This is a genomic window from Nocardia sp. bgisy118 (assembly GCF_057708605.1).
Window position 1 is genome coordinate 122,884 of sequence record NZ_JBYISM010000002.1, and the last position, 15,627, is coordinate 138,510.

The 15,627-nt window shown below is 69.0% G+C and carries 13 protein-coding genes and 1 tRNA gene; 7 read left to right on the forward strand and 7 right to left on the reverse strand.

All coding sequences use genetic code 11. From position 1 onward, the window contains the following. Nucleotides 1-100: 100 nt before the first annotated feature. The 4 genes from AC3EO7_RS02825 to AC3EO7_RS02840 all read right to left on the reverse strand — a co-directional run bounded on the left by AC3EO7_RS02825 (nucleotide 101) and on the right by AC3EO7_RS02840 (nucleotide 6,490). Complete coding sequence (locus AC3EO7_RS02825; RefSeq protein WP_435590373.1) at nucleotides 101-874, reverse strand: nucleoside triphosphate pyrophosphohydrolase; 774 nt, start codon at nucleotides 872-874, stop codon at nucleotides 101-103. Beyond that, entirely contained in the window at nucleotides 871-4,539 is a 3,669-nt protein-coding gene (gene mfd, locus AC3EO7_RS02830) for a transcription-repair coupling factor (protein WP_435590374.1), read from the reverse strand. The genes AC3EO7_RS02825 and mfd overlap by 4 nt, the downstream gene beginning before the upstream one ends. Before the next feature lie 507 nt (nucleotides 4,540-5,046). Then, nucleotides 5,047-5,694, reverse strand: a complete 648-nt coding sequence (locus AC3EO7_RS02835) for a TetR family transcriptional regulator (protein WP_431964811.1) — start codon at nucleotides 5,692-5,694, stop codon at nucleotides 5,047-5,049. Nucleotides 5,695-5,875: 181 nt separating this feature from the next. Further along, nucleotides 5,876-6,490 (reverse strand): TetR/AcrR family transcriptional regulator, encoded by a 615-nt coding sequence (locus AC3EO7_RS02840; protein WP_431964813.1) that lies wholly within the window; start codon nucleotides 6,488-6,490, stop codon nucleotides 5,876-5,878. A 367-nt stretch (nucleotides 6,491-6,857) separates the two neighbouring features. On the opposite strand from AC3EO7_RS02840, the gene AC3EO7_RS02845 reads away from it, so the two are divergent. The 7 genes from AC3EO7_RS02845 to AC3EO7_RS02875 all read left to right on the forward strand — a co-directional run bounded on the left by AC3EO7_RS02845 (nucleotide 6,858) and on the right by AC3EO7_RS02875 (nucleotide 12,377). Then, nucleotides 6,858-6,928 (forward strand) — tRNA-Gln (locus tag AC3EO7_RS02845). Between the two features lie 89 nt (nucleotides 6,929-7,017). After that, the gene (glmU, locus tag AC3EO7_RS02850; protein WP_431964815.1) at nucleotides 7,018-8,508 is read left to right on the forward strand and encodes a bifunctional UDP-N-acetylglucosamine diphosphorylase/glucosamine-1-phosphate N-acetyltransferase GlmU; all 1,491 of its coding nucleotides are present in this window, start codon (nucleotides 7,018-7,020) and stop codon (nucleotides 8,506-8,508) included. Beyond that, entirely contained in the window at nucleotides 8,505-9,485 is a 981-nt protein-coding gene (locus AC3EO7_RS02855) for a ribose-phosphate diphosphokinase (RefSeq protein WP_431964817.1), read from the forward strand. Before glmU ends, AC3EO7_RS02855 begins: the two co-directional genes overlap by 4 nt. Nucleotides 9,486-9,623: 138 nt before the next feature. Next, complete coding sequence (locus tag AC3EO7_RS02860; RefSeq protein WP_435590375.1) at nucleotides 9,624-10,424, forward strand: hypothetical protein; 801 nt, start codon at nucleotides 9,624-9,626, stop codon at nucleotides 10,422-10,424. Between the two features lie 76 nt (nucleotides 10,425-10,500). Beyond that, on the forward strand, nucleotides 10,501-10,785 hold the full coding sequence (locus AC3EO7_RS02865) for a hypothetical protein (protein ID WP_431964821.1): 285 nt from the start codon (nucleotides 10,501-10,503) through the stop codon (nucleotides 10,783-10,785). Nucleotides 10,786-10,921: 136 nt separating this feature from the next. Then, entirely contained in the window at nucleotides 10,922-11,704 is a 783-nt protein-coding gene (locus AC3EO7_RS02870; RefSeq protein ID WP_431964823.1) for a hypothetical protein, read from the forward strand. 28 nt (nucleotides 11,705-11,732) lie between these two features. Next, nucleotides 11,733-12,377, forward strand: coding sequence for a DUF2461 domain-containing protein (locus AC3EO7_RS02875; protein WP_431964825.1), 645 nt, complete (start codon nucleotides 11,733-11,735; stop codon nucleotides 12,375-12,377). A gap of 3 nt (nucleotides 12,378-12,380) precedes the next feature. Here the strand turns inward: AC3EO7_RS02875 and egtD are convergent, their stop codons facing one another. The 3 genes from egtD to egtB form a co-directional block, all read right to left on the reverse strand. After that, nucleotides 12,381-13,352, reverse strand: a complete 972-nt coding sequence (gene egtD / locus AC3EO7_RS02880) for an L-histidine N(alpha)-methyltransferase (RefSeq protein WP_431964827.1) — start codon at nucleotides 13,350-13,352, stop codon at nucleotides 12,381-12,383. A gap of 82 nt (nucleotides 13,353-13,434) precedes the next feature. Beyond that, a complete protein-coding gene (egtC, locus tag AC3EO7_RS02885) occupies nucleotides 13,435-14,262 on the reverse strand; it encodes an ergothioneine biosynthesis protein EgtC (RefSeq protein ID WP_431964829.1) in 828 nt (275 codons plus the stop codon). Continuing rightward, nucleotides 14,262-15,602, reverse strand: a complete 1,341-nt coding sequence (egtB, locus tag AC3EO7_RS02890; protein ID WP_435590376.1) for an ergothioneine biosynthesis protein EgtB — start codon at nucleotides 15,600-15,602, stop codon at nucleotides 14,262-14,264. Before egtB ends, egtC begins: the two co-directional genes overlap by 1 nt. Between the last annotated feature and the right edge of the window lie 25 nt (nucleotides 15,603-15,627).

Sequence of the window (15,627 nt, forward strand, 5' to 3'; positions counted from 1 at the left end):
CCTGCCAAGCTAAGAATAACCACTGCATCGGACAGGCTCGGCGACGACGCTACCCATCGGATTCGCGCGACCCGCCGGGTTCCAGCGATTCGCGCGTTCGTCAGCGTGGCCAGTAGTGGCGCCAATCCGCAGGGTCGAGTGGGTCGCGGGAGCCGCGGGCGGACTCGGCGGCGTCTTCGGCCGTGCGGATGGCGGCGGCGAAGGACAGGGTGGCCTTGCGGAGGCGTTCTTCGGCGCTGTCGGGGCCGCCGAGGTGGACGACGCGCAGGTCGGGCGGGATCAGGTCGTCGGGGAGGCCTGCTTTGGTGCTGCGGGCGATGATCTTCTCGGCGAGGGCGAGGGCGGGCTGAGCCATGGCGATGCCATCGAGGCAGGAGCGCCGGGACTTCTCGGCGGACTTGCGTTCTTCCCAGGCCCGCTCCTGTGCGGCGATCTTCTCCTCGACGGTGGCGTCGGGGGCGATACCGGAGTCGATCAGGTGCGGGCTGCGGTTGACGAGCTTGGCGACCAGCGCGGCGGCGACGTCGTCGACGGTGAATTCGCCTGCGGCTTCCGCGATTCGGGAGTGGAAGAGCACCTGGAGCAGCAGATCGCCGAGTTCTTCCTTGATGGTCTCGGCATCCGCGTGCTGAATGGCGTCGAGGAGTTCGTAGGTCTCCTCGAGCAGGTAGGGGCGCAGGGAGTCGTGGGTCTGGGTGACCTCCCAGCCACCGAAGTTCCAGAGCCGGTCCATGACCTCGACGGCCCCCGCCAACCCCGCGGCCACCAGTGCTACGTCGCCTGCGGACCGCGACGAATCTCGGCTCTCCGCTGCGCCGTTGCCCGACGCGGAGGGCCCGGGGCCCACCCCGGCGGCGCCGTCCGGAGTACTCATCGAGCCGCCGTCGCCTCGGTGTCCACCGTGAGATCCACTGCCCCCTGCGCCTTTCCGTCCAGCGCGAGCAGCAGGTCGGCGACGAACTGCAACAGCTGCACATCGCGGACCCGATCGGCGCCGACGCTGTCCTCGACCCTGGGCAGCGGCAGTTGCACGACGCCGCTGGCCGCCTTGTAGCCCGCGCTGGGGTAGAGCCGCTTCAACCGCAACTGCTTGGAGTCGGGCAGATTCAGCAGCGGCGAGACCTTCAAAGTCGTTCCGGTGACGGCGATCTCGGTGACGCCGTACTCCCGCGCCACCAGCCGCAGCTTCGCCACCGACACCAGGCGACCCACCTCGACAGGCAGCGGGCCGTAGCGGTCGACCAGTTCCTCTATCACCGCGGCGAGGGCCGGATCATCCTGGGCGGCGGCGAGTTTGCGGTACGCCTCCAGGCGGAGCCGATCGCTGGCGATGTAATCGGGCGGGATGTGCGCGTCGACCGGGAGGTCGATGCGGACCTCCTTGACCTCTTCGGTGGTGATCGGCTTGCCGTCCGCCGCGGCGCGATACGCCTCGACGGCCTCGCCGACCAGGCGCACGTACAGGTCGAAGCCGACGCCGGCGACGTGACCGGACTGCTCGGCGCCGAGCACGTTGCCCGCGCCGCGGATCTCCAAGTCCTTCATGGCCACCGCCATGCCCGCACCGAGGTCGGAGTTCTGCGCGATGGTGGCGAGCCGGTCGTAGGCGGTCTCGGTGAGCGGCTTCTCCGGCGGATACAGGAAGTAGGCGTAGCCGCGCTCCCGGCTGCGCCCGACCCGGCCGCGCAGCTGGTGCAGCTGCGAAAGGCCGAGCGCGTCGGCGCGTTCCACGAGCAGGGTGTTGGCATTCGAGATGTCCAGGCCGGTCTCGATGATGGTGGTGCACACCAGCACATCGAACTCGCGCTGCCAGAAGCCCTGCACGGTCTGCTCGAGCATGTCCTCGTTCATCTGGCCGTGCGCGACCACCACCCGCGCCTCCGGCACCAGATCGCGAATCTGCTTGGCCGCCTTGTCGATCGAAGACACCCGGTTGTGCACGTAGAACACCTGGCCGTCGCGCAGCAGCTCGCGGCGGATGGCGGCGGTGACCTGCTTCTCGTTGTACCCGCCGACGTAGGTGAGCACCGGGTGCCGTTCCTCCGGCGGAGTGAGGATGGTCGACATCTCGCGGATGCCCGCCAGGCTCATCTCCAGGGTGCGCGGGATCGGGGTCGCCGACATCGTCAGCACGTCGACGTGCGTGCGCAGCGCCTTGATGTGCTCCTTGTGCTCGACACCGAAGCGCTGCTCCTCGTCGACGATCACCAGGCCGAGGTCCTTCCACCGCACGCCCGTCTGGAGCAGGCGGTGGGTGCCGACCACGATGTCGACCGCGCCGTCGGCCATGCCCTCCAGCACCGCCCGCGATTCGGCGGGATCGGTGAACCGGGACAGACCCTTCACGGTGACCGGGAACCCGGCGACGCGCTCGGTGAACGTCTGCAAATGCTGCTGGGCCAGCAGCGTCGTCGGCACCAGCACGACCACCTGCTTGCCGTCCTGCACCGCCTTGAACGCCGCGCGCACCGCGATCTCGGTCTTGCCGTAGCCGACGTCGCCGCAGACCACGCGGTCCATCGGGACCGGCTTCTCCATATCCGACTTGACCTCGGCGATGGCGGTCATCTGATCGACCGTCTCGGTGAACGCGAACGCGTCCTCCATCTCCTGCTGCCACGGCGTGTCCGCGCCGAACGCGTGCCCCGGTGCCGCCTGCCTGGCCGCGTAGAGCTGCACCAGCTCGCCCGCGATCTCGCGAACGGCCTTGCGCGCCTTGCGTTTCGTGTTCGCCCAGTCGGAGCCGCCCAGCTTGGACAGGCTCGGCATCTCGCCGCCGACATAGCGCGAGAGCTGGTCGAGCGACTCCATCGGCACGAACAACCGGTCGCCGGGCTGGCCACGCTTGCTCGGCGCGTACTCGATGACCAGGTATTCGCGCCGCGCGCCGCCCACGGTGCGCTCGATCATCTCCACGAACCGGCCGATGCCGTGCTGGTCGTGCACCACCATGTCGCCCGCGTTGAGGGCGAGCGGGTCCACCTGATTGCGCCGCTTGGCGGGTAGCCGCTTGCCCTCGGCGGGCGCGGTGACCCGGTTACCGGTCAGATCGGACTCGGCGACCACGACCAGCCCGGCGTCCTCGAACACCAAGCCGTCGTGCAGGGAACCGCACAGCACGCCGACGACGCCCGCGGTCGGCTCCGCGCCCGCGTCCAATGCCGCCGCCGCCACGTCCGCGTCGGCCAGCCGCTCCAGCACGCGCTGCGCGGTACCGTGACCGGCCACGACCACCACCGCGCGCCCGCCGGTGGCCACATGCGCGCGCAGCGAGGCGAAGATCGTCGCCACCAATTCGTCGGAGCCACGGGCCGCGGGACCGGCCAGCACCGGAAGCACGACCTCCGCGGGATCGCCCGACTCCAGCGGGCTCAGGCTCCACCACGGCAGACCGTTCCGGTCGGCACTCTCGTGAATCTCCGAAAGCGCACGGTAGGAGGAAGCCGCCAGATCGAGCCCGTTCCCGCCGAGCGGCGCGGCGCCGCCGAACGAGGCCGCGGTCCAGGACGCCTCCAGGAACTCCTCCCCGGTGCGCACCAGGTCGGCGGCGCGGGTGCGGATCTTCTCCGGATCGCACAGCAGCACGTGCGTGCCCTCGGCCAGCTGCTCGGTCAGCAACCGCAGCTCACCGGGCTGCAGCACCGGAAGCAGCGCCTCCATGCCGTCCACCGGGATGCCCTCGGCCAGCTTCTCCAGCATCTCGACCAGCGCCGCGTCGGCGGCGTTCGCCTCGGCCACCTCCGCCGCCCGCGCCCGCACCTCGGGGGTGAGCAGCAGCTCCCGGCACGGCGGCGCGACCACCACGTCGACCGGGAGATCGCCGAGCGAGCGCTGGTCGGCGACCGCGAAGGGCCGCAGCTCGGTCACCTCGTCGCCCCAGAACTCGACGCGCACCGGATGGTCGGCCGTCGGCGGGAACAGGTCGAGGATGCCACCGCGCACCGCGAACTCGCCGCGCTTACCCACCATGTCCACCCGGGTGTAAGCGAATTCGACCAGGCGAAGGAGCAATTCGTCGAAATCGAACTCCGCGCCGACCCGCAGCACGATCGGCTCGATGTCGCCGAGCCCGGCCGCCATCGGTTGCATCAGCGAACGCACGGTGGTCACCACCACGCGCAACGGCTCGGGGAACACCGGGTCCGCCCGCCCGTCGCCCGACCACCGCCCCTCATCGAATCGCTCCGCGATGCCGTAGTCCAGGGCTAGCCTGCGCAACACCTCCAGCCTGCGCCCGACCGTGTCCGCGCCCGGCGACAGCCGCTCGTGCGGCAGGGTCTCCCACGATGGGAACTGCGCGACCGTCTCGCCGAGAATCTCCTGCAACTCGACCGTCAGATCGTCGGCCTCCCGGCCCGTCGCCGTCACCACCACCAGCGGCCGCTTGGCCGCCACCGTCGCGGCCACGAACGGGCGCACCGCCGAAGGCGCCACCAACTCGACCGACGACTTCCCGATCAGCTCGGCGACCGTCCGCAGCGCGGCATCCGCTCCGGCCGCCGCGACCAGTCCTTCGAGTGGTGGACGGTGGGTGGACATCGACAACTCCTGAGCTCAAGCGGGTGTTTCGAGCGAACTGAGTCTATTGGCGCGCTGGCGCGCGCGTGTTCGCGGGGCTGTGTTTTCGGCGCGCTGGCGCGCGCGGGGTTCGCGGCCCTTCTTGTCTCGCTTCCGAGCGGTCGAGACTCGCGACTACGTCGCATGCGCTTCGACCGCCCGGAAGCGAGACGGCCGCGAACGGGCTCGTAAGACTCGCCCTCGGGGTGGTTGAGAGGGAGCGAAGCGCGCGTTCCGGTCGAAGCGGAAGCTGCGCTCGGGCAGACTTCGGTGTGAACGACCACCGCTGGAGTCGGTGGTTGTGAACCGACTCGGAGCGGGCATCGAGACCGGCGATCGCGGCTTGTCGAGCGCGACGAGCTTCGCGCCGGTAGGGGCCCGCTGGTCTGCGCGCGGCGCGGTGGACGCTTCTCCTCATCACACCCGTTGGCACACGCGATCATTGAATTCCCGGCGCGCCTAACGCATTGCGCACCTGCGCTTCCGGCGTTACGGCACGTAGCGGCGCAGGCGGCGGGCGGCGAATTCGCGGAAGTACGAAAGCTTTTCCGGCGGCACGATGGACGGGAGCAGGAAGTACCAAGCCCGCTCCATGCGGGTGGCCATCTGGTCCATCGACTCGGTGCCGACCGCGACGATGTGCACGCCCGCGGTGACCTCTTGCAGTAGCAGGCCGACGACCTCGGGATCGAGGTCGGATTCCAGATCGCCTTGGGCGATGGCACGTTCGGCCAGAAGGCGATACGTGTCACCCCAGGTCTTGGCGATGTTGTCGCCCTGGGCGCCGCGGTAGTCGCCGATCTGGTGGGTGAGCTTGAGCATCGCGCCGACCATCGGATCGTTCATCGACAGGTCGGCCACCACGTACGTGATGCCGATACACGCTTCCAGCGCAGGCACTCTGGGATCGAAGAAGCCCTGGCACGAACTGATCAGTCGCTCGTTGCCCTGATCGACGACGGCGCGCGCCAGTTCTTCCTTCGAACCGAAGTGAAAGTACAAGGCGCCCTTGGTCACGTTGGACTGCGCGATGATCTCGCTCAGGCTCGCATTCGCATATCCCAAGCGCAGAAAGACATCGGCAGCGCCCGCAAGGACGGAATCGCGGGTGATCTCCGCGCGCGCTTGCCTAGCCATCAGATCCGCCTGTCATCCCTAAAACCAGCCATCCTGAAGTAGACCGACATCCCGAAGTAAGACCGACATACCGCCCGAACAGCACCCAGAGGATGGGTGAACCGTACCACCAGGTGGGCGCACGACAGTCAATTCGAGCATTCGGCCGAGCCTCCATCGCAATTCGCTGGTTAACAATCGGTCAGTCCGGCGCGCCCGCGGGCCATTCCGAGCTCAGCTGCGGATCGGCCTCCAGGTGGCTCAGACCGTTCCAACAGAGATTCACCAAATGCGCTGCCACAACCTCTTTGGATGGCTCGCGCACGTCCAGCCACCACGTCGCGGCCGTGGAGACCATACCCACCAAACCCTGTGCGTACAGCGTAGCCAGGCTGGTGTCGAGCTGCCGCCGCTCGAAATCGCCCGCCAAGATGTGCGCGACCTGGTTCACGGCCTCGTTGAGCAGGCTGGAGAAGCGGCCGTCGTCGGTGGTCGCGACCTGGTCGCGCACCAGAATCCGGAAGCCGTCGGTGCGTTCCTCGATATAGGTGAGCAGCGCGAGCGCGACCTGCTCCAGCCGCACCCGCGAACGATTCTGGGTGAGCGAGGAGGTGATCATGTCCAACAGCATCGACATCTCGCGATCGACGACCACCGCGTAGAGGCCCTCTTTGCCGCCGAAGTGTTCGTACACCACGGGTTTGGAGACCTGGGCGCGCTGCGCGATCTCCTCGATCGAGGTCGCGTCGTAACCGCGTTCGGCGAACAGCGCCCTGCCGATCTCGATCAACTGCTGGCGCCGTTGAGTTCCCGTCATCCGCGGACGAGACACGCTGTTCCGCCTCTCCGTGTCAGGTCGCCGGTCGTGAGCGGCTCGCCGGTTCCGCGCCTGGCCACCGAGCTGGCCGTGCCGGGTTCCTGGCGTTCCGGGCGAATTGTCCATATGTTTGCGAAATCAGTCGTTTGCCTGGGGCGTCTGCGGGGTACCACGCCCTCGCGCAAAACCTTACCGCGCGACGCCAACTGTTCCAGACAGCGAGTGCCCCCGAAGTCGTCGGCCGCCCGGCGACCCGCGCCACGCGCGCAGAGGGTGGGTATCGGTTCGACGTGAGCCGGGTCTTCGTGCGAGGATTCAACCCGTGCCGAGGCACAGCGGCGGTTCATCTGGTCCGCCGGTGTGGCGATCCGCCGTAGTGTAATGGCAGCACCTCTGATTTTGGTTCAGATAGTTCAGGTTCGAGTCCTGGCGGCGGAGCACACCGGCACGGTGACTATCGTTGGCCCCGCACATCGCTGACCAAGCAGGTTACAGCCAGCACGATGACAGGCAGCCGAGGGAGATCCATGCCACAGCAGACCGCCGTCGTCGTTCTCGCCGCCGGAGCCGGGACGCGAATGCGGTCGAAGACCCCCAAAGTTCTGCATTCGCTGGCCGGCCGAAGCATGCTCGCGCACGCGCTGCATGCGGCGAACGAGATCGACCCCGCGCACCTCATCACGGTGGTGGGCCACGACAGAGAACAAGTCGGCGCCGCGGTCGCCGCGGTGGCCGCCGAACTCGGCCGCGACATCACCTCCGCCCTGCAGGAGGAGCAGCTCGGCACCGGCCACGCCGTCCAGTGCGCGCTGCGCTCGCTGCCCGACGACTTCACCGGTGACCTGCTCGTCACCTCCGCCGACGTGCCGCTGCTGGACGGGCACACGCTGTCCGCGCTGCTCGACGAGCACCGCAGCTACCCGGAACGTCCCGGCGTCACCGTGCTGACGTTCGTGCCCGAGGACCCGAACGGCTACGGCCGGATCATCCGCGACGCGGACGGTCAGGTCGTCGAGATCGTCGAGCACGCCGACGCCACCCCCGAGCAGGCCGCGATCCACGAGGTCAACTCCGGCGTGTACGCGTTCGACGCCGCGGTGCTGCGCACCATGATCGGCAGGCTGTCCACCGCCAACGCCCAGCACGAGCTGTACCTCACCGACGTGCTGCGGCTGGCCCGCGAGGCCGGGCACCCGGTGCACGGCGCCCGCCTGGTGGACGCGGCCAAGGTCACCGGAGTCAACGACCGGGTGCAGCTCTCGATGGCCGCGCGCACGCTGAACCGCTACATCCTGGAACGCCACATGCGGGCGGGCGTCACCATTCTGGATCCGGCTACCACCTGGGTGGACGCGAGCGTGCGGATCGGCAGGGACGCCGTGCTCCGGCCCGGCGTCCAATTGCTCGGCGCGACGGTGATCGGCGAGGACGCCGAGATCGGACCCGACAGCACGCTCACCGACGTGGTGGTCGGCGACGGCGCGACAGTGGTGCGCACGCACGGCGAGCAGTCCACCGTCGGGCCGGGCGCGGCCATCGGACCGTTCAGCTACCTGCGGCCGGGCACCGTGGTCGGCGACTCCGGCAAGCTCGGCGCCTTCGTGGAGACCAAGAACGCCACCATCGGCGCGCACTCCAAGGTGCCGCACCTCACCTACGTCGGGGACGCGACGATCGGCGAGCACAGCAACATCGGCGCTTCCAGCGTCTTCGTCAACTACGACGGCGTGCGCAAGCATCACACCGTGGTCGGTTCGCACGTGCGCACCGGCAGCGACACCATGTTCGTCGCGCCGGTGACCGTGGGTGACGGCGCTTATACGGCGGCGGGTACTGTACTGCGCAGAAACGTTCCACCGGGTGCGCTCGCGGTATCGGGTGGAGCACAGCGCAATATTGAGAACTGGGTGCAGCGGTACCGGCCGGGGACCGCGGCGGCGATCGCGGCGGCGGCAGCCATCGCGGCCGACGAGATGTCGGGTCAGGCAATCGAGCAAAAGGATGGCAAACAGCAGTGACCGCGTCATGGATCGATAACCAGAAGAACCTGATGCTCTTCGCGGGACGCTCCCATCCTGAGCTGGCCGAGCAGGTCGCCAAGGAACTCGACGTCCACGTCACGCCCCAGATCGCCCGCGATTTCGCCAACGGCGAGACCTTCGTTCGCTTCGAGGAATCCGTCCGCGGTTCGGACGCCTTCGTGCTGCAGAGCTTCCCGGCGCCGGTGAACCAGTGGCTGATGGAACAGCTCATCATGATCGACGCGCTCAAGCGCGGTTCGGCCAAGCGGATCACCGCGGTGCTGCCGTTCTACCCGTACGCGCGCCAGGACAAGAAGCACCGCGGCCGCGAGCCGATCTCGGCCCGCCTGGTCGCCGACATGCTGAAGACCGCGGGCGCGGACCGCATCATCACCGTCGACCTGCACACCGACCAGATCCAGGGCTTCTTCGACGGCCCGGTCGACCACATGCACGCGCTGTTCCAGCTCTCCGAGCACGTGCGCGCCAACTACAGCCTGGACAACATCACCGTGGTCTCGCCCGACGCGGGCCGCGTGAAGGTCGCCGAGAAGTGGGCCGACGCCCTCGGCGGCGCGCCGGTGGCGTTCATCCACAAGACCCGCGACCCGCTGGTCCCCAACCAGGTGAAGTCGCACCGTCCGGTCGGTGACGTGGACGGCCGCACCTGCATCCTGATCGACGACATGATCGACACCGGTGGCACCATCGCCGAGGCCGTGCGCGTGCTGCGCGAGGCGGGCGCGGGCGACGTCGTCATCGCGGCGACGCACGGCGTGCTCTCCTCCCCCGCCGCCGAGCGCCTCACCGCGTGCGGTGCGCGCGAGGTCGTGGTGACCAACACCCTGCCGATCACCGAAGACAAGAAGTTCCCGCAGCTGACGGTGCTGTCCATTGCGCCGCTGCTGGCCCGCACCATCCGCGAGGTCTTCGAGAACGGTTCGGTCACCGGCCTGTTCAACGGCAACGCGTGACGATCTTCTAGCCAACCGACGACGGCCCGGGCTTTGCGCCCGGGCCGTCGTCGTCTCGTCGGCAGGGTGAACGCGCTGGAGATGGTCGGCCGAACGTGATACCCATGTGGGGCAATCGAATACCTAGAGGGGGGCACCGTGACCACGCCGCAGGAACCGCGACCCGGCATCGACTTCGGTAAGGCAGGGGCGCAGGACGACGCCCGTTCGGCGGAGACCCGGGTGTATCAGCCGGGCACGGCGCCGGAGACCCAGGTCTACCAGCCGGGGCAGGGATACGGTGCGGGCACCGCCCCGGAAACGCAGGTGTACCAGCCGGGGCAGGGATACGGTTCCAGCACCGCGCCGGAAACCCAGGTGTACCAACCCGGTTCGGCGAGCGCACCTGAGGTGCCGGCCTATCAGCCGCCGGAACCGCCCGCCTATCAGCCGCCCGCGCCTCCGCAGTATCCGGCCGGTGGCGTCTACGGTTATCCCCCCGTCGACGGCATTCCCACGGGCACCCCGCCCACGGGCTATCCGCAGCAGCCGAGCCCGTACGACACACCACCCGCCTACCCCGCCGCTCCCGCGTATCCCCCGGCGCCCGCTTACCCTGCCCCGCCCGCCTATCCGGCCGCACCGGGTTATCCGGCGGCTCCGGCGTACCCGGCCGCTCCGCAGTCCGGCGGCTACGCACCATATGGGCCTTACGCGCCGACTCAGACGCAGACGCTGTCGATCATCAGCTTCGTCTGCCTCGGCCTGAGTCTGATCGGAACCGCGCTCTGCTTCTTCCCCATCCTGCTCACCGGACCCGCGGGCATCATTCTCGGCTTCGTCGGTCACTCGAAGGGGGAATCGCTCGGCAAATGGGCGGCCATCGCGAACGCCGTCGTGCTGGTGCTGGCGATCCTGCTGGTCGTGTTCGTGATCGGAATCGCGAGCGTCTCGTCCTGACGCGCGCTCGCCGCTCCGCGAATTCCTGGCGTCGAGTTGGCCCCGCCCCGGGACCGGCGGGACGATACTGGGACCCATGAACCGCGACCCGCTGGACATGGGAGACGACGAACAGGAAGACGAGATCCGCGCATACGAGCGCTATATCGAGAACCCGCCCGAGAACCTCACCATCCGCGACCGGGAGAGCGAGGACGACGGCAGGCTCGGCATCGGTGAGGACCTCGACCAGCGCTGGACCAGCCGCCGTCAGCGCGCCGAAGACGCGGCCGAATCCACGCTGCCCGCCGAGGAGGCGGCGATGGGGATCATCGAGGATTCCGATTTGGAGAATTCCGATCTGGAGGATTCCGATTCCTGAGTCACTGCTCGGCCGTGCGCGCGGGGCAGAGGACGGACTACACCCGCCCGTCAGGCGTACCTGCGCCTTTCGGTGATAGAACTCGATCACGTGGTACCCGGGGGTTGGCGAGGCGAACACGACCAGGAGGCCGCTGATGACCACACCGAAGAATCCCGACGAGTCGTCCGAGACACCGCCGACCGGCAGCGCACCGCAGTCGGGGCAGGAATCCGCGACCCCGCCCTCGCTGTCGAAGAAGGCGGAGGAACCCCAGCCGACGGGCACCGAGTGGGCGACGCCCGCATCGTCCGAGCAGTTCCCCGGCGAGACGACCCAGCCGTCGAAGCGGTCCCCGGGCGGCGGGGAGTCCTCGTCGTCCGGTAGCGCGGCGGAACCGCCCGTGACGGGCGCGGCACCGCAGTCGACCGGGCCGGAGGGCTGGAATCAGCCGGGAGCGGGTCAGCCCGAGTACCCGTCCGGCGGACAGCCCGGCTATCCCTCAGGCGAACAGCCTCCCTATCCCGGTTCCGGCCAGTACCCCGGCGCCGGTCAGTCCGGCTATCCACCCGGCGGCCAAGCCGATTACCCCGCGGCGCAGCCCCAGCCCCCGTACGGGCAGCAGCCCCCGTACGGCGGCGGCTACCCGCAGGGCGGCTACCCTTCCTACCCGCAGCAGGGCCAGCCCTACGACACCGGGCAGCCGCGCAAACCCGGCACCCAGACCATGTCGATCATCGGCTTCGTCTGCGCCGCGCTGGCGCTGTTCCTGTGCCCGATCCTGTTCGGCCCGGCCGGGATCGTGTTCGGCATCCTCGGCCACAACAAGGGCGAGCCGCTGGGCCGCTGGGCCGCCATCGCCTCCGGTGTCGCGCTGGTCGCCGGACTCATCCTGAGCTTCGTCGTGCTGAACACCGAGATGGTCCCCGACCAGAATTGAGTCGGTGTCCCGTCGTAAGTTCTCGGCTATGAGTGGTTTCGGTGGGTTTCCGTTGGTCGGGCTGGATTTCTACGAGGACCTGGAGGCCGACAACTCCAAGACGTTCTGGAACGCGCACAAGGCCGTGTACGAGGAGTCGGTGCGCGCGCCGATGGTCGCGCTCACCGCGGAGCTGGAAGCCGATTTCGGATCCGCGAAGATCTTCCGCCCCTACCGCGACGTGCGCTTCGCCAAGGACAAGTCCCCGTACAAGACCGCGCAGGGCGCGGTGGTCGGCACCGCGCCGGGCGTCGGCTGGTACGTGCAGATCAGCGCCGCCGGGCTCTTCGTCGGCGGCGGCTTCTACTCCGGGTCGCCCGCGCAGGTCGCGCAGTTGCGCACGTCGATCGACGACGACGTGCGCGGCCCCGAGCTCGAGAAGATCCTCGCCAAGCTGACCAAGGCGGGCTTCACCATCGGTGGGGAGAAGCTCAAGACCAAGCCCAAGGGCTACGACGCGGACCACCCGCGCCTCGATCTGCTGCGCCACAAGTCCCTGACCAGCAGCCGCCAGTTCGGCGCCCCCGAATGGCTGGAGACGCCACGCGCGGCGACGGAAGTGCGCAAGGCATGGGAGACGATGCGGCCGTTCATCGATCGGCTGACCGCGATCGTCGGCCCGGCGAACGCGTAGGGGTCAGATCCGCGCCGCGAGCACCAAGGCGAAGCGGTCGTCGGGATCGGTCCACACCCGCTCGGTGCGGAAACCCGCGGCCGCGAGTTCGGCGTCGAGTCCGTCGACCCGGAACTTCGCGGAGATCTCCGTGCGCAGCTGCTCGCCGCGCGCGAAGTGCACCGTGAGGTCGAGGTCGGCGACGGTGACGGTCATGTCCTCGGTCGCCGCCAGCCGCATCTCGATCCACTCGCGCTCGGCGTCCCACAGCGCGACGTGCGTGAACTTCTCGGGCTCGAAGTCCGCGCGCAGCCGCTGGTTGAGCACGTGCAGGACGTTCCGATTGAACTCGGCGGTGACCCCGGCGGCATCGTCGTAGGCGGGTACGAGCACCTCGGGTTCGATGACCAGCCCGGCGCCGAGCAGCAGCTGCTCACCCGGCTCGAGCACCTCCCGTATGCCCGCGAGGAATTCGGCGCGCTCGTCGGGGACCAGATTGCCGATGGTGCCGCCGAGGAAGGCGATCATGCGGCGACCGCCGCCAGGCAGGTTGTGCAGCGTGTCGGTGAAATCGCTGACCACGCCGTGTACGGCCAGCCTGGGGAACTCCGCGGCGACCTGTTCGGCCGCCGCCCGCAGCGCCGCTGACGAGACATCCTGCGGCACATAGGTCTTCAACGGTCCCTCGGCGCTCAACGCGGAGAGCAACAGGCGGGTCTTGGCCGCCGAGCCCGCGCCCAGTTCGACGAGGACCTCGGCTTGCGCTGTCCGCGCGATGTCGTCGACGACCCGTTCCAGCAGCGCGCGTTCGGTGCGCGTCGGATAGTACTCGGGCAGCTCGGTGATGCGTTCGAACAGTTCGCTGCCGCGGGCGTCGTAGAACCATTTGGGCGGCAGCCACTTCGGATCGGCGGTCAGTCCGCTTCTGGCGTCGGATCGCAGTGCTGCGGTCAGATCGTCGTCGGATAGGTAGACATCCAGCGTCGGTGCGGTCATTGTGTAGGCCTTTCGGTATCGCTGGTTCGGGGGTCGGAAGGCGCGGGCCGGATGGGAAGGGCTTTCGCGGCTTCGCGATCGGTCAGACGGAGTCGTCGGGCGGGGTCAGTTCTTCGATCGAGAGCACGCCGGGCCTGGCGTACACCAGTTTCCGGTCGGGGATCGGCTGCCAGCGCGGGTCGTCGTCGTACGGTTCGGAGGAGAGGATCGCCACGTCGTCGGTGACCAGCGCGGACAGCGCGTGGTGCACCGTGGTGGCCCACACCTGCTCGCCGTCGCCGATCAGCAGGTTGAGCCGGGCCGTCGGCATATGCCGCAGCACGGCGGCGACCAGCAGGCGCAGCGCGGTCGCCGGAGAACTCGCGTAGCCGCCGGATTCCGCGGAGCGCAACAGGTCTCGCAGCAGCACCCACAGCGCCGCGGCATCGGTGATCGATTCGACCTCGAGCAGCCGCGCCGTTTCGAACAGGCGGGTCGCACCGGCGCGGGTCGCGGCCACGTCCAGATCCGACATGACCGCGGTCAGCACCCGCCGCCATTCCGGGACCGCGCCGTTGTGGCTGAACGCCCAGCGTCCGTCGGTGAATGGCGCGCACGCGGCCCGTTCGATGGGCATACCCACCGTGGCCGATCTGATCGAGCCGAGCACCGCGCCCGACACCAATTGGGGCAGTACCTCTTCCACGGCCGGATCGGTCCAGATGGGGTCGGCGTTGCGGTAGCGGCTCGCCTCCGGCGCACCCCCCGCGCCGTCGCGCCACCACGCGACACCGAAGCCGTCGGCGTTGATGGCGCCGCCTTCGCGCATGTCCTTCGGCGCCCACGCCTGGGTGCGCAGGGAATGCGTACCGCGAGTAAGTAATTCGCCCACCGACGTCGGCGGGCCGACATAGCCCAGGTGACGGCACATCAGATCTCGTCCCGGCCCAGGTCGCGCGCGAGGCGGAAGCCGGAGAAGATCTGGCGGCGGATCGGGTGATCCCAGTTGCGGAAGGTGCCACGGCAGGCCACCGGGTCGGTGCCGAACGAACCGCCGCGCAGCACGCGGTAGTCGCCGCCGAAGAACACCTCGGAGTACTCCCGGTATGGGAACGCGCGGAAGCCGGGGTAGGGCTCGAAGCCGGAAGACGTCCATTCCCAGACATCGCCGATCAGCTGGTGCACGCCCGCGGGCGAGGCGCCCGCCGGGTACGCGCCGACCTCGGCCGGTTCGAGATGGCGTTGTCCGAGATTGGCTGTGGCGGAGTCGGGTTCGGCGTCGCCCCAGGGGTAGCGGCGGGTGGCGCCGGTGTCCGGGTCGTACCGCGCGGCCTTCTCCCACTCAGCCTCGGTGGGCAGCCGCTTGCCCGCCCACTTGGCGTAGGCCTCGGCCTCGAACCAGCAGACGTGCAGCACCGGCTGGTGCGGCCGCAGCGGGGCCATCACGCCGAAAACCCTTCGCCACCAGTGCCCGGCCGGATCGCGATCCCAGAACTGGGGCGCGACCAGTCCGGCCTCGACGCGGTGCGCCCAGCCGCGCTCGGACCACAGCTCGGGGCGCTCGTAGCCGCCGTCCTCGACGAAAGCCAGGTACTGCTCGTTGGTGACCGGCGCGGCGTCGATCGCGAAGGCGGGCAGCCGCACCGGGTGCGCGGGGCGTTCGTTGTCCAGCGCCCACGGATCGGTGGAGGTGCCCATGGTGAACTCGCCCGCCGGAATGATCACCTCGCCCGAGACCCGGACGGCCGCCGCCGGAGCGCTCGGCGCGGTGAGCACCGCGGGCCCCGTCCGCAGCTGATGGGTGGCCAGCATGGTCTCGTCGTGCTGCTGCTCGTGCTGGGCGATCATGCCGAACGCGAAACCGCCGTCCACCAACTGGTTTCCACGCAACGCACTGGTGTCGAGCACGTCGAGTACCTTGTCGCGGACGGTGCCGACGTAGCCGCGGGCCTCGGTCGGATTCAGCAGCGGCAATTCGGGGCGATTGACCCGCTTGTGTTTGAAGGCGTCGTAGAGCTCGTCGATATCGGCGCGGACGGGGTCGCGCCCGCCCACGTCGCGCACCAGCCACAGCTCTTCCTGGTTGCCGATGTGCGCGAGATCCCAGACCAGCGGGCTCATCAGCCGGGAATGCTGGGCGACGAGTTCGGCCTCGTCGACGACGTCGGTCAGACCGAGGGTCCTGGCGCGTGCGGTGGTGAGCACCTCGGCGATCCGGTCGCGGAGTCGCTCGGTGCCGGAATGGTCGGTGGGGACAGAAGAAGTGGTCACGGTAACGCTCTCCGGGCGGTAGTGC